Origin of the sequence: Collinsella sp. LCP19S3_B6 (assembly GCF_052121815.1) — a bacterium.
Lineage (GTDB): Bacteria > Actinomycetota > Coriobacteriia > Coriobacteriales > Coriobacteriaceae > Collinsella.
In genome coordinates, this window is record NZ_JBQKDN010000001.1 from 98,797 (window position 1) to 121,215 (window position 22,419).

Consider the following 22,419-nt stretch of genomic DNA (forward strand, 5'->3'; position numbering starts at 1 on the left):
ATTTGTGTCCGCGCCGTGCGAAATAATAGTTTATATCCTAACGATGGGAGCAGACTATGACTGACAAAGCAAATTCGGCGTGTCCACAGGCATGGAGGGTTGCAAAATCCCTATCCGAGAAAATACTCGCTCAAGGCAAGAACGGGGTTTGGTCGCCTGCGTGCGTCGCGAGCTTGTTGACGATTGTACGAAAGGGTGCCTCGGGCGCCACATGTCGGGAGCTCGACATGCTCCTGGGCGATGGCGACATGTTTAGCGAGCGTGATCCCTTCGGCATCGAGCTGGAGCGGAACTGGGGCTATGACGGTTATGATGCGAGCTCGGCAACGGCAGCTTGGCTTTCCAGGTCCGCGAGCCCATCGGAGGCGTTTCTGCACGAGTGCGACAAATGCAGCGTGCATGTGTCAATCGATGACTTGGCCGATCCGCGCGTTAGCCAACGGGTGACCGATTGGATAGCCGAACAAACTCACGGCCTGCTGTCGCCAAGCATCGAGTTATCACCAGTGGCTCTTGCCTGTCTTGTGAGTGCGCTTTACATGAAGGATGCATGGGCGGATCCGTTTGATGGTGAATCGACCAAAGTTGAGACCTTCCATGCAAAGAGCGGCGATGTTCAAGCAGCGTTTATGCGTGGCAAGCGCGATTGCGCGGTGATCGTCGAGAACGGCAGGGTTGCCTTCTTGTTGCCGCTCAGCTCCGATGCCGGCGTGTGTTTTGTTCTTCCGAGCGGCGAGGATGATCATGTTGATGACGCGCTTGGGCTATTCGAGCGTCTGTCCCAAGGCGAGGGAGAATGGGAGCCCGTCGACCTGGGGATTCCTCGCTTTGAATGCGAGTCGACGCTCTCGGACGTCTGCTCGCTGCTAAAGGCCGCCGGCGTCTCTACGGCAACTGCGATGGAGCTTACACCTATGGTGGGGGTAGAGGGGACTCCAACGCAGATTGTCCATGGCGCGAAGTTCGCTGTCGATGAGAACGGCGTAGAGGCCGGTGCGTACACGGTGATGGTCGCTGTCGCGGGCCTTCCGCCGGAGAACCCGCCAGAGCCGCGCAAGATAACGCTTGACAGGCCTTTCTATGCAGCGCTCGTGTCTCGCACCGGCGTACCGCTCTTTGTGGCAAGCGTCGCGCTGCCGTCGGTGGACGTGCAAGAAAGGTGAGGTTGAGATTTGCGAAGGGGGCTGCTATGCCAAGGGTCGCCAACGTACTCTTTCCAGCTGACTATTTTGAAAAGATAGTTCCAGATGGGTTGATGCGTATCGAATATGAGTCTGCGTGTGCTGAGGGGCGTCTTGACGTGGGGCTTTTCGATCTGGAACTGTTCGAGGAGCGTGGAGAGCTTGCGCTCTGCTTTTCTAGGCCATCGGGCTGATGCGGTGGTAATCAACCGCATGTTCACGGAGTTTATGGTCAAGGGCTATGTAAAGTCGGTCAAAGGGACGAGGTTTCCCGTTAGCTTTCACACTCCCGTGAGCCAGGAGCGCATGGACGGGATTGTTAAAGAGTTCGTCAAGCTCCGCGGGGACCTTTTCACGGTCGGTATTGTCTGCAAAGAGTACGTTGATCTGGCCCGCTACGGTGGTGCAACGAATGAATGGAGAGCTTTCTATCTCGACGGGAATCTCCTCAACGTATGCCGGAATTCAAATCAGCCGACCAATGTTGCGAAGCCGCCCGAGGAGCTTGTACTGGCGTGCTCAAATCTTGGGAGCCCCTACTACACCGTGGACTTTGCGGGGCGAGTGGATGGAACCTGGATTGTGGTGGAGACCGGCGACGGGCAGGTGTCGGGCCTCGCTGCGGCGCAGGATCCGGTTATCTACTATCAAGTGCTTGCGGATGCCCTCGAAAGGCGGGATGCGGACGGAGGCCGGGCTTGTGCGTCTGGCATTCGGACCTAGTGCAACACTACGCCGTGTTTGCCGAGGGGGCGGCGTCGCGAAACGAAAGCGACGCTGTCGCATTTGTGTCGGTCTTTCTGTTTTGATGAAACGTAGTCCCTTGAACTGGCTCACGGAGGGGTTGGAGAACTAGAGTCACCTAGTCCGTGCGTCAGAGAAACTGAGGGGATAAGACAGTGCTCACGCTTGGCTCCGGTCCCTGTCTTACCCCAGCTCCTGCATGCGGCGGTAGATTTCGCAGATACCCTTAATGGTGAGCTGTCCATCGACCACGTCGAAGGCATCGGTCGAATCGGCGACGATGCCGGCGAGGCCTCCCGTGGCGATAACGGTGGCATCCTCGCGGCCCAGCTCGCGCTTCATGCGCGCGACCAGGCCTTCGGCCATAGCGGCGGTGCCCACCACGGCGCCGACCTTGATGCACTCCTCGGTATCGCGGCCGATGGCGTGCTCGGGCGCCTCGAGCGGCACGCTGGCGAGCTTGGCGGCGCGGGCGGCAAGTGCATCCATGGAGATGCGGATGCCCGGCGCGATCGCTCCGCCAATGTAATAACCGTCCTCATCGATGACGTCGATATTGGTTGCGGTGCCAAAGTCCACCACGATTGCCGGCGCGCCGTAGAAAGTCTCAGCCGCAACGGCGTTGGCGACGCGATCGGCACCTACGGCCTGGGGACGCGCCGCGCGCAGCTTGGTCACGGCGGCCGTCTGCGGCCCAATGACGATGGCGTCTGCGGCAATGCGGTCGGCCACGGCATGCCATTCGCGCGAGAGCTGCGGCACCACGCCCGCAAAGGCGATAGCGTCGACCGCGTCGAGCGAAAGGCCGTACATCTTAAAAAAACCCATCAGGCGCACATGGATCTCATCTGCGGTATAGGAGCGGTCAGTGGGCATGCGCCACGACTGCACCAGCTCGTCTCCGTCAAACAGGCCCATGGCCGTCTGCGTGTTTCCCATATCGATAGCGAGCAGCATGTCTACTCCCGATTTCGGCATAAAAGGACGCGCACCATTGTATACGTGCTGTCGACGGCGCTCGGCTGCGATTCGTTTACGGTAATGTGGGCTGAGAGGTTTTAAATATGAAGGAATTATGCTCTACGAGATTTTCCTTGCCGTCCACCGAACTCCCGAGTAATATTCTTCCTTGCGCATATGAGGCGCCCAGACATTGCGGGGTGGAGCAGTCTGGTAGCTCGCCGGGCTCATAACCCGGAGGTCGTAGGTTCAAATCCTGCCCCCGCGACCAAGAACTTTTAGCAGCTCAGAGGCCTTGTTCTCTGGGCTGTTTTCTTTTATCTTGACAATGCAGCGAGGACTCCTGAGCGGAATATGAGCAGATTGCAACGACCGCCAAGGCAAAACGGATGCCAATAAAACTAAAACCAGCTAAATAGAAGTGAAGAACCCGTAGAATCTTTCTCAGTGGAAAAGGCTATCAAGTGAGGGTCCGTATGCCAGGAAAGAAAGCCGATGCAGAAGCTTTTGCAAGCAGGTGGGCGAAAAAGGGAAATGAGAACCAGGACACCCAGCGGTTCTGGATTGACTTTTACCAGAACGTCCTCGGCGTAGAGGACGCGGTGTCACGGCTTGAGTTCGAAAAGCCCGTTTCCACCGATGCGAGCACACATGAAGGGTACATCGACGTCTTCATCCCGTCGGCAAAAACCCTCGTCGAGCAGAAGTCGCTTGGAATCGATCTCGCCAAGGAGGAGACGCGCCAGGGACGCAAGGTGACACCAGCGAAGCAGGGTAACGCCTATGCTCAGGGCATGCCCCTCTCCCAACAGCCGCGCTACATTATCGCTTGCAATTTTGCCGAGTTTTGGATCTTCGACCGCGAACGGGACTCGCTATGCCGGGAGCCTCTTTTCAAGTTGCCACTCGCCGAGCTCCCCAAGAATCTCGCGGCCATTCAGTTCCTCAAGGGCGGGGCGGAGGCCCCGGCCACGATCTCCCGTGCCGTCTCCGTAGAGGCCGGCAAGATCATGTCGAAACTTCATGACCAGGTTGCCGAGGCGTTCGACGACCCCGACGCGCCCGAGAACCACCATGCGCTCTCCGTGCTCATGACGCGCCTCATGTTCCTTATGTTCTGCGAGGACGCTGGTCTCATGGAGCCAAATGCCTTCCGAGACTACGTCGCACACTTCCAGGCGGGTGATCTCAGGCGAGGCCTCAAGGACCTGTTCGTCTGGCTCGATACCAAAGATGAAGATCGTGACAAGTACGCCGAGGACTGGTTGAAGAAGCTACCCTATATGAATGGCGGCCTCTTTCGTGAGAGGACGGAAATCCCGCCATTGTCCGAGAGTTTCCGACATACGCTCATTGTCGAGGGCTGTCAGGAATTCGATTGGACTGGCGTGAGCCCCACGGTCTTCGGTTCCATCTTTGAGGGGGCGCTGTCGCATGACCATCGGCGTGCGAACGGCCAACACTTCACGAGCCCCGAGAACATCCATAAAGTGATTGACCCGCTTTTTCTCGACGATCTCAAGGTGGAGTTTGATGAGGCCTGTGCAAAGCCCGTCGCGGGCGGCGCGAGGACCCGTGCTCTCAAGGAGCTCCATGAGAAGATCGGTAGCATCTCTATCCTCGATCCGGCGGCAGGTTCGGGTAATTTCCTTACGGAGAGCTATCTCTGCCTGCGACAGTTAGAAAACCGTATTCTTTTTGAACTCCAAGGAGAACAAACGTCTTTCCGCTTTGAGGAGGTCGAGGCCGCCGACGTCCTTGTCAGTCTGAAGAATTTCCATGGCATCGAGCTTGAGGATTTCGCCTGCTGCGTTGCCCGCACTGCGCTCTGGATTGCCGAGAAGCAGGCGGATGCCGATACGGCAAAGGTGACGCAGCGCGTCTATCAGGAACTGCCGCTCACGGACTACGAGGGCATCGTCAACGCAAACGCGCTTCGCATCGACTGGAACGACGTGGTCCCAAGTGATGAGGTCAACTACGTTCTCGGCAATCCGCCGTTTATCGGGCAGTCCCAAAGGACCGATGAGCAGGTGGACGACCTCAAGTATGTTTGGGGCCGGGGCTACGACGGCTATCTCGACTATGCGACATGCTGGTATAGGAAAGCGGCCGATTATTTGGTTAATACTGACGCGGAGTTTTCGTTTGTCTCGACGAACTCGATTTGCCAGGGCCAGCCGGTTCCATCCCTTTTCAGGCCCCTATTCGACGCGGGATGGAGGGTCAGTTTCGCACACCGTTCTTTCGTATGGGATTCGGCGGCTGACGACGAGGCCCATGTGCACGTAGTCATCGTTGGATTCTCCCAGGGTCCCGTGGAGCCTGTTGCCTTCTCGTATCATCGGGGCAAAAGGACGATTGAGCATCCGAACAATTTGAACGGTTACTTGCTTGACGCTCCGAACGTCTTTGTTGAGAAGAAAATGAGACCACTGTTTGAGGATGTATCTCCTATGGTCATCGGAGGTAAACCGGCGGATGGGGGATACTTCCAGATTAAGACAAGAGAAGAATACGAGGACGTTATTTCCGACAGCATCGCCGCAAAATATGTAGTCCCGTGTGTGGGAGCCCAGGAGTTGATTAACAACAAGGAAAGATGGTCTTTGTGGCTTGCGGACGCGCCTAGATCGGATATCGCGAAATCCCCGATCTTGAGGGAGAGGGTCCAGGGAGTCCGAGATTTCCGTTTGGCTTCGAAGAAAGCATCGACGAGGCGGCTTGCTGATGAGCCCTGGCGCTATGCTGAGGTGAGGAAGGCCGACGGGCCGTTCCTCTGCGTCCCGCGTCATTTTTCCGGTGGGCGAAAGTACTTCACGGTCAAACGGTGTGAATCCGGGGAAATCGCTACGGACGCCTGTTTCTTCGCCGACGACCCCGATGGTCTCCTGTTCGGAATCATCTCATCAGGGGTCTTCATGGCGTGGCAGAAGGCGGTCGGAGGCGAGCTCAAGAGCGACTGCCGTTTCTCGAACACCATCGTGTGGAACAATTTCCCCCTGCCGAAATTAACCGATGAGGGACGGCGGGCCATCATCGATGCCGGTCAGGCGGTGCTTTCTGCAAGGGGGCTGTATCACGGCGCGTCCCTGGCCGACCTCTATAAACCGGCGGACGAGTTCCTGTATCCAGAGCTGTTCGAAGCCCACGGCAAGCTCGACGAGGCAATCGAATCGGCCTACGGTGTCGATTTCAATGGAGACGAGAACAAGATCGTCTCCCATCTATTTAATCTCTATGCCGAAAAGGTCGGTGAGTAGCGTGAAGGGGAGTGCCGTAAAGCCAAAAGAGGGGGCGGAGCTATCCGAGTCCGATTCTGTGAAAGAAGGTATTGGGGGCCTAAAGGCCGAGGCTGATCGGGAGGAGGAAGAAGCCCAGAGATATGCCGTCGCCTTCCTCCAGAAGGTGATGAGACTGAAGGGCGTGGCGATCGAGCGCGACCATTTCCTTCGTTCTGAGCTCCGGAAACGAGGCGTCTCGGACGAGCGAGTGGAGCTCGCTATTTCAACGAGCCCGGCAGCCGCCGGGATGGATTCCGGCCTTGTCGACTCCATCGCCATGGACGTCATTGATTTCGAGACGAAGAAATCGAGCGTCCTTTCGTTTTCCGCGGGATTGCCCGGAGGACTCGCGATGCTCGGAACGATCCCGGCGGACGTGACGCAGTACTATGTCCACGCCTTTCGAATCATGCAGAAACTGGCGTATCTTTACGGCTGGCGGTCCTTCATCGACGATTGCGACGAGATGGACGATGAGACCTTGGCGGCTTTTGCCCTTCTCCTGGCCGTGATGGTCGGGGTGAGCGGGGCCAACTCCGCGTTGACGGCGTTTTCCAAAACGGTCCAGTCGAATGTTGCCAAGAAGGTCGCCAATAAGGCGCTTATGCAGACAAGCTACTACCCGATAATCAAAAAGGTTCTTGCCGGAATCGGCGTCAAAATCACCAAAAGCAGTTTCGGCGACGCTGTAAGCAAGGTCGTTCCGGTCGTCGGCGGCTTCGTCTCGGGCGGCCTCACGTTCGTCAGCCTCAAGGGCGGGTCTAGGAGACTTGCAGGGGAGCTCAGGTCGTTGCCACAGGCGACAGGTCCCTTGACCGCAGAGGCGGTTGAACCTTTTACCGATTTTGCTGAAATGAAGGGGATGACGAGCGATGACGATGCCCAAATGGCATGAGACCATGCGGCCCATCCTTGAAGCGCTGGCGCATGTCGATGGATATCTGGCGGGCACCGACCTCCAGGATGCCGTGGCGATCGAATTCGACATGACCGATGACGAACGGGGCGAGCGTCTCAAGACCGGCCAGTCGAGACTCTACAACCGCGTGTACTGGGGTATCACCGATTTGGAGAAGGCTAAGCTTCTGGAATACGGCGAGAAGAAGGGAACCTACCGTATCACCGATGCCGGCAGGACGTACCTCTCTGATTATCCCGGACCCATTACAGCCAAGGGTCTCTATGAGAACTGCACGGCATTCAAGAAGTGGAAAGACGGCTATCAGGCCGCAAGCAAGGCCAAAAACGCTTCAGAGCCCGAGGGCGTTTCGACGCTGGAGGACCAGGAGTCCCCTCAGGAGGCGATGGAGTCTGCCTACGGCGAGATTCGCGACGCGCTCGCCGACGACCTCATTTCGATCATCATGGGAAAAGATCCGTATTTCTTCGAGCACCTGGTCGGAAAGCTGCTCGTGGCGATGGGTTACGGCGAGAGCCTGGACTCCCGTGCCGACGTCACCAAAAAGAGTGGTGACGAGGGGATAGACGGCGTCGTCCGTGAGGACCGACTCGGATTTGGAACCATCTGCTACCAGGCTAAGCGGTGGGATCCGCAAAGGACGGTCGGACGGCCGGAGGTTCAGGCATTCGTCGGGGCGCTTTCCGGAAAGGGCGTATCGAAGGGCCTTTTCATCACCACGGCTCGCTTCTCCAAGGATGCCCGCAAATATGCTGAGGGCCTCCTGGGGCAGACGGTCGTGCTCGTCGACGGCCCCGCGCTCGCCGGCCTCATGATCGACTACGGCGTCGGCGTGAGCACGAGACAGGTCTACGAGATCAAGGCCGTTGACACGGATTTCTTCGAGGAATGACTGTCTTGGTAAGTTTGTCTGCGGAGCCGGGCCACATCAGCGGTTGCTAGATCAGCCCGCCCTGAAGCCGTTCGTTGGGCATTTCGTCGCGCCGGGCAGGACCTTGATCCCGTTGCCGTCGTAGCCGTGCCAGCATGCCCCGATCCCCGCGTCGTCCGGGGACACGGTCCAGTAGCGGCAGTAGCGGCAACGCGCTTCGTTCTTGTCGGGTGCCAGCAAGTCGCCAAAGGCCTCGGCCGCAGCGCGCTTTGCACTGTCGTCCGTATGAGAATAGCGTTTCAGCATTTCGACTGTCTTATGGCCGGTGATCTGCATCGTCGTCGCCATGTCGACATGGCAGTCCCTTTGCAAGATGCTGGTCGCGGTATGGCGCAGTCCGTGTATTGTGATCTCCGGCGGCAGATTGTAATTGTGCTTCTGTAGCCTGAACCACTTCTCGAACGATGTCTTAAGGGTGTGCTTGCCCCGCCTCGCCTGAACGATGGGGGTCGATCCAGTCTGGCTCAGGCCGATGCGTTCGAGCTGGGCCGCCTGCAATTCCTTCCACTCTGCTAGGACGTCGACCAATATCGGGGGCAGGGGTCGTTCCTCACGTCCCCCGTTTTGGTCTCCTTGGTCTCCTGGCTATCCTTTTTCATCGCCTTGCTGATGCGGAGGGTGCCGCTGGAATAATCCGCCCAGGTCAATGCGAGCATTTCCGATAACCGTGCGGCGGTGCACAGGCAGATAAGGAGGCCGACGCTCTTCGCCTCAAGCCCTTTGTCAAGCACGGACCCGATGAATGCGCGGCACTCATCAACCGATAGGGCATATTTCTCCTCGGTGTCCCTTTTGGGTTTGTCGACATCCTTGCAGGGGTTCGAGCCAATGTAGCCGTATACGACCGCTCGGTCGAAGACCAGGGACAGGGTGCTGTGTATGTGCTGGAGGTACGTGCCACTGACGGGCGCCGCCCCACCGTTGCGGCGGTCGTTGCTCCGGAGGCCGGAGTACATGGCGTTAATGTCCTTGGGCCCGATGGCGCTTATTGGCATGCTTCCGATATACGGATCGATTCTCTTCAGGTGGGTGCGGTAGTCCTTGATGGTCCGTTCTGTGACCGCCTTCTGTTTCCCTCGGTCGGCGACGAAATTCGCCGCGAATGTCCGGAAGGGCTCCGCCTCCTCCTTCGCCTTGGCATCTTTTTTCATCCTATGGGCGGGCACCACGGCGGCGGTGCCGCCGTGGTAGATGAAGTCGTTGATCTCCTTGATTGCCGCGATAGCCTCTGCCTCTGATGGGAAGTTTTCGTTGTAGACGCCGTACTTTCCGGTTTTCTCGTTGAACCCGAGGGGGAACTTAATCTGGGCCCGTCCGTCTTTGTAGACACTGTAGGAGCCCTTGTTGCGCGGGACCTTGGCCATCTCTTTCCTTTCCGGTTACGCCAACCCGTTCTTTCGCCGTAGCGTCATGCGGCAGGCCTGGGAGCAAACGTCCCTCAAGGGGCCGGTCTCATCCTGGATGAAGGGCGAGCCACAGCTCGCATGGCCCGTGCAGCGGAAGCCCATGCGGCTGGAGTGCAACGGGGCAGGTGAGCGGAGGCGCAGTGATGGCGACCCTTGGGAGCCATCGAACGGAGCCGGAGCGAGAGCCGGCGGGGCGTGACACGGCGGGGCGATCGCGAGTTGAAGCCGAGCGATTGGCCCGCCGTTCACGGCCCGCCGGCGGCCGTTCCGGGGTTCCAAGGGGACTCGTCCCTTTGGCGCGCAGGGGTCCGGGGATGGCGCGAGACATCCCCGCGAAACGCCGCGAGGGGCACGCCGCCGCCGGCATGCCCGTGCGGGCGGCGGCCCGGGGCTATTCCGCCCCGGCCATATAGACCGTCCGACCCGTCTCGCAGTCGATGGTCTCGGCGTCTCCGAAACCGACCCGGACGGCAGCCCATCCGCCGGAGCGCGCCAACCTGCCGTCGAGATGCATCTTCATGGCTAAATATGTGCCTAGTTCAATTTTCATCAGCATGTCATCCGAAACGTCCGGTGGGCAATAGTTCCACTTATAGGGCCCCGGATGGCTCTTCCACTTCGTCAGCAGGTTATTCATATTGGCTGTTTGCTGAAGTAGTTCACGCTCCATCTCCGTTGAGCCGTCGCAACAAGAGCGGAGCTCAGTGATAATTTCATCGAAAGTGTCGATTGTTACGTAGAAAAACAGCTCGCTCGTCATGCCGACCTCCAAAAACGCAAAATGGACGACACATTAATAGATAAGATATTGACAGTAATTTGACCTGCATTTTTGTACAGAATAGACTGGAGTCTAGTACAGCCTTCCGAAGGGGGCGGAATGGTCGGATTCGGTATATTTGGCGTGGCGGTGGTCGCCATGAGCCTACTAGAGCTAGGCAATGGGACGCTCATTCTCGATGGGGTTACGCTCGTCATGCTTCTCGTGGCGGTTCCATGTGCCCTCCTTGCAGTGGCACGGCTTGACGAAAAGCTTGGGGGAAAGAATCGCGGCTTTGCCTTGGCGGGCGTTCTCTGCGTCGCCTTATTCCTCGCGGGCGTTGCAACGCGTGAGCCCGTCGACGCCCCCTCAGTCAACACCCCTGATGATTCAGCGCAATCGAATGAAATCGATTCCGTCGTAGATGAGGATTACGACTACGGTTATGACCCGGAATCTGCGTTCGATGATGAGGCCGACCCCACCTCCGATTCCTCGCTTTCGAGCGGCGGAGGCGCAAGACGCATCCCGCAATATGAAGACGAACGTTGGCAAACAACAGTCCCCGAGTTGGTAGCTGTGCCCGAGAGTGAACGCTGGTACAACGCTCGCGACCACATGGGAACAACCTGCACTGTGGTCGGCCCAGTTGTCAACGTGTATCAAGCGACGGATGAAGCTGGCATGCCCGTGTTTGTTGACATCGGAGAGGGATACCCTTCAAGCGGTAACGTCACGCTGGTGATATGGGCCCAAGATATCGACCCGTTCCTCGACATGCTCAGTGACGTTGGCGATGGCGGCGCTTGGATCTCAGTGACAGGCTATCTGAACAACTACGAGGGGATGCCGCAGTTCAACACCTCAATGAGTGGAATTGAATTCACTTGGTGGACGAATGTGTCATAGCGTATGACGAGCTAGTGCCGCTTAGAGCCCCCGCCTAAGCCTATTTCTACCCCGCTGACGGTGCGATAAAGCCCCGCAGCCTCCGGTACCTCTACCAGTAGGCTGCGGAGCTTTATCGTACCGTCAGCGGGTGTGAGCGGGCTGAAAGGCTACAAACCGAATTGTCTATCGTCACGTTGCGGAGCCTCGGGCGTATAGCTCACGGGTACGCTTGTGACGCTCCGCCGTTCACGGCCCGCCGGCGGCCGTTCCGGGGTTCCAAGGGGACTCGTCCCTTTGGCGCGCAGGGGTCCGGGGATGGCGCGAGACATCCCCGCGAAACGCCGCGAGGGGCACGCCGCCGCCGGCATGCCCGTGCGGGCGGCGGCCCGGGGCTATTCCGCCCCGGCCATATAGACCGTCCGACCCGTCTCGCAGTCGATGGTCTCGGCGTCTCCGAAACCGACCCGGACGGCAGCCCATCCGCCGGAGCGCGCCAACGCGTCGGCTTCGGACCTTGCGGCGGCGGTGAGGCGCTCGAGCTCCTCCGAGCCCGCCGGCGCGGTCCCCACCTCGACCGTGACCATGCGGCTACCTCCTCCTGACGGCGCTGAGCGGCTTCGGGGAGAAGTGCTCGTCGCGCTCGACGGCGGCGAACCCCATCTAGCGGTTCAGCTCGGCCATCTCCTTGATGCTGAAGTAGCCGAGCTCGTCGTCGTAGCCCTCGACGAGGCCGAACGCCTCGTCCGTTCCGTCGAACTTGAGCAGCCACCAGTCCCATCCGTTCAAGCACGAGAAGTAGTGGGCGTAGGCCGTGGGGTCCTCCGTGTTAGCGCTAATCTAAAATTGACCACTTTCGCAAACGCATCTCGCCGAATGCGCTAACGCGCTTTCGCCGGCCCCGCTAACGCACTTTCACCAACTGCGCTAACGGAACTATGCTCCGATCGGGTATCCGACCCGGGAGGAGCGGGATATGGAGCGAAACGTAATGGGAGAGCTGAACGTCTACAGGGGGTCCGGCGCGAAGCCGAACTTCAGCGAGATCGCGAGGAGGCGCGGCATGGACCGGCACACGGTCGCCAAGTACTGGCGGGAGGGCGAGTCCGCCGCCGACGGGAGGTCCGCGAGGGGCAGCGCCTTCGACCCGCTCGAGGAGGTGATCCGCGCGAAGGCCCAGCTGCCCGGGATGACCAAGATGGCCGTGTACGCGTTCCTGCGCGAGGGCCGCGGGGAGGGGCTGCCCGGGTACGGCGCCTTCACCGCGTGGTGCCGGGCCCGCGACGTGCCCTTCGGGGGCGCGGGCGGCCGCGAGCCGCACCCGCGGTTCGAGACGCCCCCGGGCAGGCAGCTGCAGTTCGACTGGAAGGAGGGCATGAGGCTCGTCGACTCGGAGGGCGAGGTCTTCGAGTTCAGCGTGTTCACCGCGACGCTCGGCTACTCCCGGAAGCACCGCTTCATACCGGTCAGGAGCCGCACGCTCGACGACCTGCTGTCCTGCCTGCTCGCCACCTTCACCCGCCTCGGCGGCGTCCCGGAGGAGTGCATCACGGACAACATGTCGTGCCTGGTGACCGTCTCTGGCCGCAGGAGGACCAGGCAGGAGAGGGCGTGGCGGTTCGCGCGGGAGGCCGGCTTCGAGCTCAGGCTCTGCGCGCCGCGCTCGCCGCAGACCAAGGGCAAGGACGAGTCGGCCAACCGCTTCCTGAACCGCCTGCTCGCCTACGGCGGCGAGTTCACCGGGTGGAGCGGCCTCGCCGGGGCGGTGGCCCGGGTCGAGGCCCAGGCAAACTCTGAGCCGAACCGCACCACCGGCCTGCCGCCCGACGCGCTGTTCATGCGGGAGAAGGAGAGCCTGCGGCCCATCGGGAACCTCCGTCTCCTCGAGTCGATGGTGGGCGACGTGAGCGTCCAGACCGTCCCGCCGACCATGCTCGTCAGGGCCGCCGGCAGGGAGTGGTCCGTGCCCAGGCGCTGCATCGGCCGGCGCGTGAGCGTCGTGGCGATGCCCGGCGGCCAGGTCGTGGTGAGGATGGCCGGCGAGGAGGTCGCCGTCCACGACGCCGCGTCCGGGCCGTCGAGGCCCATCAACTACGACCCCGACCACTACGGGCAGGCCCTCGAGGGGAAGCGGGGCCTGGCCGACGCGGACATCGCCGAGGCCGCGCGCGCCAACCTCGCGCTGCTCGACTCGCTCGGAGGGGCGTGATGGGCGCCGTCGCGGAGGGCAGCCCCTCGATCAGGGCGCAGGCGAACCTCTCCGCGCTCGGGCTGCACGAGATGGCGGCGTCCCTGCCCGACTACGTGAGGATGGTCGCCGCGGGCGAGCGGGGCTTCGCCTCCGCCCTCGAGGAGATGACGCGCGTCGAGGTCGCCGCCCGGGAGGTCAGGATCACCAGCCAGCGCATACGGTCGTCGGGGTTCCCCTACGTCAAGGGGCTGGCGGACTTCGACTGGGACTTCCAGCCGTCGGTCCCGCGCGCCGAGATCGAGGAGCTCGCGACCCTGAGGTTCGTCGAGCGGGCCGAGAACGTCCTGTTCGTGGGGAGCCCCGGCGTGGGCAAGACGCACCTCGCCGTCGCGCTGGGCATCGAGGCGGTCAGGGCGGGGCGCGAGGTCAGGTTCGTGGACTGCGCCCGGCTCGTCGAGGACCTGGAGGACGCCTCGTCGCGCGGCATCCTCAAGAAGAGGCTCAGGTACTACGCCCACTCGAGGCTGCTGATCATCGACGAGCTCGGCTACCTCGACGTCGGCAGCGCGGGCGCGGACCTGCTGTTCCAGCTGATATCGACGCGCTACGAGCAGCGCTCGACGATCATCACCACCAACGTGGGGATCAGCGGCTGGGGCAGGGTGTTCGGGGACGACGTGGCGGCGAGCGCGATCGCGGACAGGGTGTGCCACCACTGCCACCTGGTCAAGATAACCGGCAGGTCCTACAGGCTGAAGGACCTGCCGAGGGACGGCCCCGTCGAGCCGTGACCGGAATCGGTGAAAATACGTTAGCGCAACCGGTGAAACCGCCTTTGCGCAAACGGCGCGCCTGTTTAGCGAAACTGGTGAAAAATAGATTGACGCTAACACTCCGCCCCGTCCTGCTCGTAGAGCCTCGGTGCCGTCTTGGCGATTTCCTCGGTCATCAGCTGCTGCATGTCTTCCTCCGTTCCGGGCGCGTGACCCTTAGACTCTCGCCCCTGCGCGCAGAAGCGAAGCGCTGCGTCGGCGGCGCTTGCTTCTGCTCCTGCAGAAGCCGCACCGGAGCGGAGCGGGGTCAAGGGAGGTCCACGGCAATCCCCGCCATTCGTATCGAAGAGGAGAATTGTGGGCGATTCCGTGGGCCCCCTTGAGGCCGCGCAGCGGAGGTGCAACCCGGTCGCGGAGCCGTGGGCACATCTCGGCGGATGCCGAGTTTGGTTTCCCAGCGCGTTTTCCCCGGAACGTAAACTATGGTTTACGTCTGCTGTGCAGGTATTCCTATGCCCTTGGCTGGGATCGAGGAGGAAGGATGTCCATGAACCCCGATAAGGATGTTAATAGCCCGAACATCAGCCAGGAGGCGCGCCGGATCGCGAACGCAATCGGGGCGTTCGGCGACCTTGGCACCGCTGACCGTCTCAATCTCCTGGCTGAGCTCATGCAGATGGCGACGACATTGGCGGACTACGAGCTCTTCGCGGTGTGCGGGGCCCTGCTCGCGGTCACCCGCGTCCGCGCCGAGTGGTGGGATGCCGCCAGACCATCCTGGCTGTAGGCCATTGACCTTGCCGGCTCGCGGCGCAGCGCTCAGGCGAGCTATTCAATCACGGCAGGGCGGAGCACAATATGTTTGAGCAGGACCTTAATATCGGCGAAGTGGTCTCGAACGACCGCATCCACGATATCTTCGGATGCCAAACGCAAGGCGGGATACGCCTGAGCAACTTGCAGAAACGTCCAATCTTGCTGGAAGTCCAGGCCGATATTTCGATCGGATTTCGAGGCGTTTCGCTGCATTTCCGCTGCGCACATTGAGCGAAGATTCGAAGAAGAAAAGCGCCTTACGAAGAAATAGAGTAGAAAAATACGAGCAATAGCGCCAAACATCTGTAAATAAAACCGCAGGTAAACACCCATGCATAATATAAGCGCCAGCCTCCAACGGGCTCATAACCCGGAGGTCGTAGGTTCAAATCCTGCCCCCGCGACCAAGACTTTTAGCAGCTCAGAGGTATTGTTCCTCTCGGCTGTTTTTCTTTGGATAAATAGCACGGCGAGCTAGTTGCTGAGCGGGCATTTTGGATCCCCCGTGTCAATCTATGCGCCTTGGAGGTCGTTGGTTCGAATCCGGCCTCCACGATCAAAACTCCGGGTCAGACGCAGGAAAGCCTGGTAGCGCGAATAAACGAAAAATACCATCATGCCGAGATGATCGGCATGATGGTACATCTTGGAAGTGATCTCGAGCGTTATCTTTAGGGAGGGTTCGAGATCACTTCCGCTTTCTTTAAATGACGAGCTGAGCGTTACGCAAGATTATTGAATAATTACATTTTCAGTAGTATAGGATGCCTGTGCGTATCGCTGAGCATTGGCAAACTGCGAAGTAGCAAGGCCATACATAATCGCAGCCTGCTCCTTATCGCCTTTCGCATTGGCGCAATCAGCCATAGTGGTGTAATTGCATCCCGTGTGCACCGCCTCAGCAGCCTTATTGTAATACTCCATGGACTCGTCATCCACTGAGCCCTTCTTATACAATTCAGCTCCTGCATTTCTTACCGCAATACGCGCGTCGATTTCTGCGCTCTTATTAGTGGCCTGCATGTTCTTTCCGAGAGTAAGCCTGTAGTAATTAGCTGTACCATAGGGAACGTCTGAACGGAATTTCTCGTCATGACCTCTCAAGACATACATTTCCTGATCAGTTGCATCAAAAATTGTCCTGAAAATTGTCTTGAATTCTATGTCATCGCCTTCTGGAGAGTGGAACTGATAGAAACCACCGAAGTCCCAATTTTCCTCACTCCATTTGCCCTCGTCATAGTAACGAATGCTTCCGAGTCCGTTCGCGAGCGTGAGTGGGGTAACGCTGCCGCTCTCGTCTTGCATAACCTTTTCTAGAGTATTGGCTCTTGGCACGCTATCCGGATATGCCTCATATGAATCATTCATCCAGAGCTCATCCTTGAAATGATTCGCTGCAATTAGATAGTCCGTCTCACCGTAGTCACCGGCTTTGCGCACTACATATGCATTATCTTTTTGCTCGATGAGATACGCATTTCCCTTGTTGTCGGAAACGTTGATGTTACCCGTGTGAATCCACTCAGTTTTCGTAAGCATTTTGACTGCTTCGTCTGCCGTATCGCACTTTGTGGCTGTGTACCAATAAGCAAACAAAGTATCGAGGAAGGTGCCTTCCCTATCGATTGTCTTAGCATCATCGCTTGGCGATGCCGTAGGTCCTCCGGCATAGGTAATAATAAGGCCCTTAGAGTTCATGAACGCATTTCCCTGCAATCCACCTGATGCAATGACTGCATTGCCATGTTTCGGATAAGAAACCATGCTCGAGAACATTGCGGCGGGTGTTGTGCTGACTGCATCAAGATTAGCGGCTCCAAGATGATGACCATCCTGAGTCATACTTCCCCAAGCAGATACATTCATACATGTTTTTGAACGCTCTGGATCATTTGAGCTCTCTGGATCAAAATGCATCATGAGGTCATAGTTAAGAACAGATGAGCCCATAACTGCAACTACTGCATCTTCCTTTGAGACTCCTGCCCCCTCAGCTACTCCCGACAAGAAATTAAATACAGATGGATCATCCTCTTCATAATGTTTCAGAATCTTACCCATAGCTTCGTTATATGCGGCATCGTCTGCCTCTGCATAAATTGAAGCCATTACAGCTGTCCAGTTACTTTCTAACTGATCCTTTTGCTGTAAGCCATACTGCTTTCCCATGTCAAACCAGGAGCCATTTACATACACAACTTCTTGCGCATTTCCTGCGTTGACGGTTGCATCGAACTTCCCGTCAAACTCTTCGTTTTCAGAAGTTGATCCGGCATTTGCCAGCGTGCCGTCTGATGACCCACCTTGCGTATTGTTTGCAGAGCATCCTGGGCCTGCCACCATGCTTAAACATAAGCTGGCGCAACACAATACGCAGGCTATCTTTCTTCTCATAATCTTGTCACCTTCTCTTTCAGAGGTTCCGTGTTGCCGATAACTTGATGGCTAAAGCAAAGACCCCTCGTTGCCGACAACCTAATGACAAAATTATGTAATTTTCCGATCCGCTTTCACATGAACTGGTCTCGATAAATATGTTCAATCTTAGCCTATACCCTGGTTTAGCGCTTTATGAACCAGGGTTCATAAAGCGCTAAGCTGTATAAACAAAAGGAAGTGGGATTCATATTGATTAGCCCAACGTAATCAACGTTATGAACATCTGATTTTCTGCAGCAACTGCATCCTGTTGCTAACATCGGCCTTCTGGTAAATGTTATGTGTATGAGATTTGACGGTGCCAGTCGAAATAAACAACAGTTCGGATATCTCCTGTGTGCTTTTCTCCTTGAGCAAGAATCCCAGAATCTCTCGTTCTCTGAGACTAAGGCCAATAGATGTCGCATAGGCGTCTATGATTTCTTCCGAAAGCTCTCCTGTCAAGGCTTCATAGCTAATCGGTTTCACTGTGATCTTGTCAACAAAAAAACGCGCCGCAACAACAATAAGATATGCGGCAACAACTATCTGGGAGACGCTTTCGCCAAAATTGCGGCTTCGAATCGCGCCGCTAGTTACTAGGCTTGCAACATCATTATTTAGCCCATAATGTAACCCCGTAAGAACATCCTCAAAGACAGTCATTAATCCCAGGATTCCAACCAGTCGCAAGAACATATCTAACCTTAAAAACATGCTCTTATGCGCTGTTTTGCCAAAGGACCTGCTACCGATAAAGGCCAGTACGATAACCAGAAGTTGGAATGGCAACAAATAACAAATATACAAGAATCCTGTACGCACCTTTAACAAAGGGAACATAATGAGCCAGATGAACAATGGCGCTTCCACCAATGTCAATATCCACGTTTTTGACCCTCCAACAGCCCCCTTGAATAAATGACATATGAGAAAGGCGCAGGCGAAATATAATAGCGACTTGATTACTACGGGCACCGAAAAAAAATTATGAAAGTAATAATAAAGGGGCGAACTGATTTCGTATCCTCGAACTATTAGCTCAATCAAGTACTGGCTGAGCATAAACAGAGCGATATACAGATATTCCTTCTTTTGACCTCCGATATAGAGGATTAAATAAAGGGCTGCACAGATTACACAGCCAGATTTTATTAATAAACTTAAAACAGCAGACAGTACCAGCACCAGGACCCACCACCTTTTTCCTCTTATAGCGCGCAGTGCCCTATTTAATTCATTTCATTTGTCCGCAATCCGTCTTCTGGATCTCCTTGCTCTGCTTCTAGTAAGCAAGCCTTTTCCCGCAACCTCTTCAGCATCCTTTCAATAGTACGTCATATAATACCAGTTGCAGCGTCCGTATCATTCGCTATGAATATCGCCGCCGTGCTCAGTAGCCTTCAGGCGTCCCGAAGGCCGGTGCGTCGCCGCTGACGGGCACGATGCGCTTTTTCACGAGTCTAAAGATGCATAATCTACGGATTTTTCTTTCTCTTGCCATACTTTTGAAAGTGTTCGTAAGAGGCTACCGATCCATTGGAGGCGTAGAGAGTCCAGGTGATGCGCGGACTCATCCCATCGAGCGGGCGGGTGGAGTCTGGCCTTCCAAGTGGGATGAGCGTCGTCGGGGTGATCTTGCCTAAAGATATTGGACTGTTTATAGGACTAAACATAAGAAAACTCGATTATCAGGGGCGGTGTGCCATAAGGCACACCGCCCCCCTTTGTGCGTATGGCGCCAGGACCATGCGCTCGAAAGCGTTGCCCAAACGCATGGTTCATCCGCACAAAGCCCATGGTCGCTATGGGCAAACATCGGTGCGCCTGCACATGGTTTTGAGCCTGTTCTCGAGCGAAAGTATGGCTGTCGATACGCATGCAATTCGCATGAAACCCGGGCTCGTCCGAGAGCCCTATAAAGGAGGATTCGCATGAGATTGCGCTCGATCATCATCGCCCGGCCCAGACACGTGCCGTGAACCTTGATCGCACCGGTCATGGTGTTGAGGCAGAACATGTCGTTATAGCGTGTGAGCGGGCCTGTCGAGCGGGCAATCTTCTCGTCTAGATCGCGTTCGATGATGTAGCGCACGGCTTCGTCCTGCAGCATATCGCCTTCGGAGAGCTCGGCGCGGGTGATGGCTGCAGGGGGGGTCGTCGGCATCGTCGAGCTCAAAGCCACCGCGGGCGGCATAGCGGTAGACGGGATCGACGACGAGCACCGGGTTGCCCATAACGGTAGAGGCTGTTTGCGTGAGGCTCTTGAGCCCCGCGTCGCTCAAGAGCGCCTCGAGCAGCGCTTGCTTTGCGGTGGACCTATCGGTGGTACTCGGTTGCATGGGTGTCCCCTCTGCCGCGTCTTCGCCGTAGTCGACGCGTGACCAAATTATTATCGCAGGCTGCGCAGTATTAGGTTGCTTAAAAAGGTGAGTGTGTCGGTCGTTTCCTCGAACGGGGACGGTGTTGTTGGGGCCGTCTCAATCTGTAACAGGTGGGTCCGATTTTGGTCTGTAGATGTTACAGATTGAGATTTCCGGCGAGCGGGGCTCCGTTTGTCTCGATCTGTAACACGAGGGACGGATTTTGCCGAGTTGTTGTTACAGATTGAGATATTCGGACGGACAGTTGCCGTTTGTCTCGATCTGTAACAGGTGGAGGCCAAAAGTCGGTCTAGATGTTACAGATTGAGATGTTTGGTCGGACCGAGTTTGTTCGTCTCGATCTGTAACATCTGGGGTCGTTTTTGGCCTGTAGGTGTTACAGATCGAGATTTTCCGACGGAACGCTTACGTTTGTCTTGATCTGTAACAGGTAGGGGTCAAAAGTGGGTCTAGCTGTTACAGATTTAGATTGTTGAGGATGGGTCGAGAGGAACATCTCGATCTGTAACAGTAAGACCCGGTTTTGCTGGGTAGGTGTTACAGATTGAGACAAACCGACGGGCCGCCCCGCCCCATCCGCCTGCCGCTGCCTGCTATCCGCCGATTTTCGTTGTGCCGCTGTACCCCCATGCCATATCCTCTAAACAACTACGCGGCACCATCGCCGCCGCGTCTACAAGAGAGGAATGTTCATGACCGCACCTGCGTCCAAGCTGCTCCAGCCCATTACGGTTGGCCCCCTTGAGCTCAAGAACCGCATTATGTTCCCGCCGCTGACCACCGGCTATGAGGAGCGCGACGGTTCCATCGGCGAGCGCAGCCTGGCTTTTTACGAGCGCCTGGCCCGTGGCGGCGTGGGCTATATCGTCATCGGCGACGTCGCTCCCGTCACGACCGCAAGCCCCACGCCCAAGCTGGCGACCGACGCCCAGATCCCCACGTTTAAGGCGCTGGCCGACGCCGTCCACAAGCACGGTGCCAAGGTCGCGCTGCAGCTGTTCCACCCCGAGTACGACGTGCCCGGTGTCGGCCGCATGGTCATGGGCTCCATGGCTGCAGCCAAAGCCGCGCAGGAGGCCAAGGCCGCCGGCGACGAGGAGACCTTTGCCGCCAAGATGGCCGAGTCCAACGAGATCCGCAAGCAGGCATACGCCAAGCTGCACCACGACATGCAGCACTTTGTGAACGAGGCGAGTGTAGAGCAGCTCACCCAGATCAAGGAGGCCATCGCTGCCTCGGCCGCTCGCGCGCAGCAGGCCGGCATCGACGCCATCGAGGTCCACGGCGACCGCCTGGTGGGTTCGCTGTGCTCCGCGATCCTCAACAAGCGAACCGACGAGTACGGTGGCTCGTTTGAGAACCGCGTTCGCTACGCGCTGGAGGTCGTCGCTGCCATCAAGGAAGCCGCGCCGCAGCTGATGGTGGAGTATAAGCTCCCCGTGATCATGGAGAACCCCGACGGCACGCCGCGTGGCAAGGGCGGCCTGCAGCCCGATGAGGCCTGCGAGTTTGCCAAGCTGCTCGAGGGCGCGGGCATCGATATGATCCAGGTTGCACAAGCCAACCACACCGGCAATATGGGCGACACCATTCCGTCCATGGGCGCCATGCCCTACAACTGGACGCTGCCCGTGGCCGAGCGCGTCAAGGCCCTGGTCTCCGTGCCGGTGGCAACTGTGGGCCGTGTTGTCTCGGTCGAGGCTGGCGAGAAGATCCTGGAAGACGGCGCGGCCGATATCATCGCCTATGGCCGCTCGCTCATGTGCGACCCCGACATTGCGCTGAAGGCCGCCACGGGCGAGCCCATCCGCGAGTGCCTCAACTGCAACAAGGGCTGCGTCGATGCGATTCAAAACCGCAAGTACATCTCGTGTGTGCTCAATGCCGAGAACGGCGACGAGGCTACCATCGCCATTAAGCCGGGCGAGGGCGACAAGAAGATCGCCGTTGTAGGCGGCGGTATTGCCGGTCTGGAGGCCGCGCGCGTGGCGGCCAAGCGCGGCTACGACGTGACCGTCTACGAGGCGAGCGATCATCTGGGCGGCCAGATTGTGCTGGCGGCCGCGCCTCCGCGCAAGGACGAGATCATGCGCTCGGTCGAGTATTACGAGAAGATTCTGCCCGGCCTGGGCGTGAAGGTTGAGCTCAACCATGCCGCTACCACTGAGGACCTCAACGCCGCCGACGCCGCGATTGTGGCTGTGGGCGCGCGCGACGTGGTCATTCCTGTTCCGGGTGCCGATTCTAAGAAGGTCGTCTCGAGCTGGGACGTGCTGGCCGGCAAGGTGGAGCTTACGGGCCGCGTCGCCGTCATTGGCGGTGGCCTGGTGGGCACCGAGACTGCCGAGTACCTGCTGCAGCACGGCTGCGAAGTGGCGATCGTGGAGATGCTCGACAAGATTGCCGCGGGCGAGTCCGAGACCATTCTGCCGCTGATTATGAGCGACTTTGCAGAGCACAACGTGGAGCAGCATGTTAAGACCCGTCTGACCGCCATTACCGACGAGGGCGTGGAGGCCATTCGCACTGCCGATGACGGCGCCGAGGAGCCGGTGAAGATCGCCTGCGATTACGTGGTGATGGCCGTCGGTTCCAAGGCCAACGCGTTTGACTTGGATGGCGTTACGGTGCCCGTGACCTGTGTGGGCGACTGCTCGGGCGAGCGCACCGCCGACATTGCGAACGCCATTCGCACGGCATATCACGCGGCCAACGAGCTGTAGTTGAACATCGCGGCCAGGCGGGGCGGTAGCACGGATCT

20 protein-coding genes and 1 tRNA gene are annotated in these 22,419 nt (G+C 58.0%); 11 read left to right on the forward strand and 10 right to left on the reverse strand.

The features are described from left to right. Positions 1-56 precede the first annotated feature (56 nt). Positions 57-1,163, forward strand: coding sequence for a serpin family protein (locus ACTQWD_RS00460; protein ID WP_441559004.1), 1,107 nt, complete (start codon positions 57-59; stop codon positions 1,161-1,163). 132 nt (positions 1,164-1,295) lie between these two features. Further along, positions 1,296-1,904, forward strand: a complete 609-nt coding sequence (locus ACTQWD_RS00465) for an ATP-grasp domain-containing protein (RefSeq protein WP_441559005.1) — start codon at positions 1,296-1,298, stop codon at positions 1,902-1,904. A gap of 204 nt (positions 1,905-2,108) precedes the next feature. On the opposite strand, the gene ACTQWD_RS00470 is transcribed toward ACTQWD_RS00465, so the two are convergent. After that, positions 2,109-2,882, reverse strand: a complete 774-nt coding sequence (locus ACTQWD_RS00470) for a type III pantothenate kinase (RefSeq protein ID WP_427718022.1) — start codon at positions 2,880-2,882, stop codon at positions 2,109-2,111. Positions 2,883-3,079: 197 nt separating this feature from the next. Here ACTQWD_RS00470 and ACTQWD_RS00475 point away from each other — a divergent pair. The 4 genes from ACTQWD_RS00475 to ACTQWD_RS00490 all read left to right on the forward strand — a co-directional run bounded on the left by ACTQWD_RS00475 (position 3,080) and on the right by ACTQWD_RS00490 (position 7,980). Beyond that, positions 3,080-3,156: transfer RNA gene (locus ACTQWD_RS00475), tRNA-Met, on the forward strand. Between the two features lie 205 nt (positions 3,157-3,361). Beyond that, complete coding sequence (locus tag ACTQWD_RS00480) at positions 3,362-6,148, forward strand: class I SAM-dependent DNA methyltransferase (RefSeq protein ID WP_441559006.1); 2,787 nt, start codon at positions 3,362-3,364, stop codon at positions 6,146-6,148. Next, the gene (locus ACTQWD_RS00485) at positions 6,141-7,064 is read left to right on the forward strand and encodes a hypothetical protein (protein ID WP_441559007.1); all 924 of its coding nucleotides are present in this window, start codon (positions 6,141-6,143) and stop codon (positions 7,062-7,064) included. Before ACTQWD_RS00480 ends, ACTQWD_RS00485 begins: the two co-directional genes overlap by 8 nt. Then, positions 7,042-7,980 (forward strand): restriction endonuclease, encoded by a 939-nt coding sequence (locus tag ACTQWD_RS00490; RefSeq protein WP_441559008.1) that lies wholly within the window; start codon positions 7,042-7,044, stop codon positions 7,978-7,980. The genes ACTQWD_RS00485 and ACTQWD_RS00490 overlap by 23 nt, the downstream gene beginning before the upstream one ends. A gap of 51 nt (positions 7,981-8,031) precedes the next feature. Here ACTQWD_RS00490 and ACTQWD_RS00495 read toward each other — a convergent pair whose 3' ends face one another. From ACTQWD_RS00495 to ACTQWD_RS00505, 3 genes are all read right to left on the reverse strand, one after another. Then, positions 8,032-8,517, reverse strand: a complete 486-nt coding sequence (locus tag ACTQWD_RS00495; RefSeq protein ID WP_441559009.1) for a tyrosine-type recombinase/integrase — start codon at positions 8,515-8,517, stop codon at positions 8,032-8,034. Between the two features lie 14 nt (positions 8,518-8,531). Next, positions 8,532-9,383, reverse strand: coding sequence for a tyrosine-type recombinase/integrase (locus ACTQWD_RS00500; RefSeq protein WP_441559010.1), 852 nt, complete (start codon positions 9,381-9,383; stop codon positions 8,532-8,534). A 433-nt stretch (positions 9,384-9,816) separates the two neighbouring features. Beyond that, complete coding sequence (locus ACTQWD_RS00505; RefSeq protein ID WP_441559011.1) at positions 9,817-10,185, reverse strand: hypothetical protein; 369 nt, start codon at positions 10,183-10,185, stop codon at positions 9,817-9,819. A gap of 120 nt (positions 10,186-10,305) precedes the next feature. On the opposite strand from ACTQWD_RS00505, the gene ACTQWD_RS00510 reads away from it, so the two are divergent. Further along, positions 10,306-11,094, forward strand: coding sequence for a hypothetical protein (locus ACTQWD_RS00510; RefSeq protein ID WP_441559012.1), 789 nt, complete (start codon positions 10,306-10,308; stop codon positions 11,092-11,094). A 374-nt stretch (positions 11,095-11,468) separates the two neighbouring features. On the opposite strand, the gene ACTQWD_RS00515 is transcribed toward ACTQWD_RS00510, so the two are convergent. Next, the gene (locus ACTQWD_RS00515) at positions 11,469-11,660 is read right to left on the reverse strand and encodes a hypothetical protein (RefSeq protein WP_441559013.1); all 192 of its coding nucleotides are present in this window, start codon (positions 11,658-11,660) and stop codon (positions 11,469-11,471) included. A 76-nt stretch (positions 11,661-11,736) separates the two neighbouring features. Continuing rightward, positions 11,737-11,862, reverse strand: coding sequence for a hypothetical protein (locus ACTQWD_RS00520; RefSeq protein WP_441559014.1), 126 nt, complete (start codon positions 11,860-11,862; stop codon positions 11,737-11,739). A gap of 187 nt (positions 11,863-12,049) precedes the next feature. Here ACTQWD_RS00520 and istA point away from each other — a divergent pair, with 187 nt between their 5' ends. The 3 genes from istA (at position 12,050) to ACTQWD_RS00535 (ending at position 14,824) form a co-directional block, all read left to right on the forward strand. Continuing rightward, positions 12,050-13,282, forward strand: a complete 1,233-nt coding sequence (gene istA / locus ACTQWD_RS00525) for an IS21 family transposase (protein ID WP_441559015.1) — start codon at positions 12,050-12,052, stop codon at positions 13,280-13,282. Further along, positions 13,282-14,055: an IS21-like element helper ATPase IstB gene (gene istB / locus ACTQWD_RS00530; protein ID WP_427719878.1), complete on the forward strand. Its 774-nt coding sequence runs from the start codon at positions 13,282-13,284 to the stop codon at positions 14,053-14,055. The genes istA and istB overlap by 1 nt, the downstream gene beginning before the upstream one ends. A 529-nt stretch (positions 14,056-14,584) precedes the next feature. Next, complete coding sequence (locus ACTQWD_RS00535) at positions 14,585-14,824, forward strand: hypothetical protein (RefSeq protein ID WP_441559016.1); 240 nt, start codon at positions 14,585-14,587, stop codon at positions 14,822-14,824. Positions 14,825-14,865: 41 nt separating this feature from the next. Here the strand turns inward: ACTQWD_RS00535 and ACTQWD_RS00540 are convergent, their stop codons facing one another. From ACTQWD_RS00540 to ACTQWD_RS00555, 4 genes are all read right to left on the reverse strand, one after another. Next, positions 14,866-15,186, reverse strand: a complete 321-nt coding sequence (locus ACTQWD_RS00540; protein ID WP_441559017.1) for a hypothetical protein — start codon at positions 15,184-15,186, stop codon at positions 14,866-14,868. 399 nt (positions 15,187-15,585) lie between these two features. Next, positions 15,586-17,250 (reverse strand): C45 family autoproteolytic acyltransferase/hydolase, encoded by a 1,665-nt coding sequence (locus ACTQWD_RS00545; RefSeq protein WP_441559018.1) that lies wholly within the window; start codon positions 17,248-17,250, stop codon positions 15,586-15,588. 258 nt (positions 17,251-17,508) lie between these two features. Continuing rightward, complete coding sequence (locus ACTQWD_RS00550; protein ID WP_441554208.1) at positions 17,509-18,462, reverse strand: helix-turn-helix domain-containing protein; 954 nt, start codon at positions 18,460-18,462, stop codon at positions 17,509-17,511. A gap of 836 nt (positions 18,463-19,298) precedes the next feature. Beyond that, on the reverse strand, positions 19,299-19,616 hold the full coding sequence (locus tag ACTQWD_RS00555; protein WP_441559019.1) for a hypothetical protein: 318 nt from the start codon (positions 19,614-19,616) through the stop codon (positions 19,299-19,301). Between the two features lie 734 nt (positions 19,617-20,350). Here ACTQWD_RS00555 and bilR point away from each other — a divergent pair. Then, on the forward strand, positions 20,351-22,381 hold the full coding sequence (gene bilR / locus ACTQWD_RS00560) for a bilirubin reductase, long form (RefSeq protein WP_441559020.1): 2,031 nt from the start codon (positions 20,351-20,353) through the stop codon (positions 22,379-22,381). The last annotated feature ends 38 nt before the right edge of the window (positions 22,382-22,419 follow it).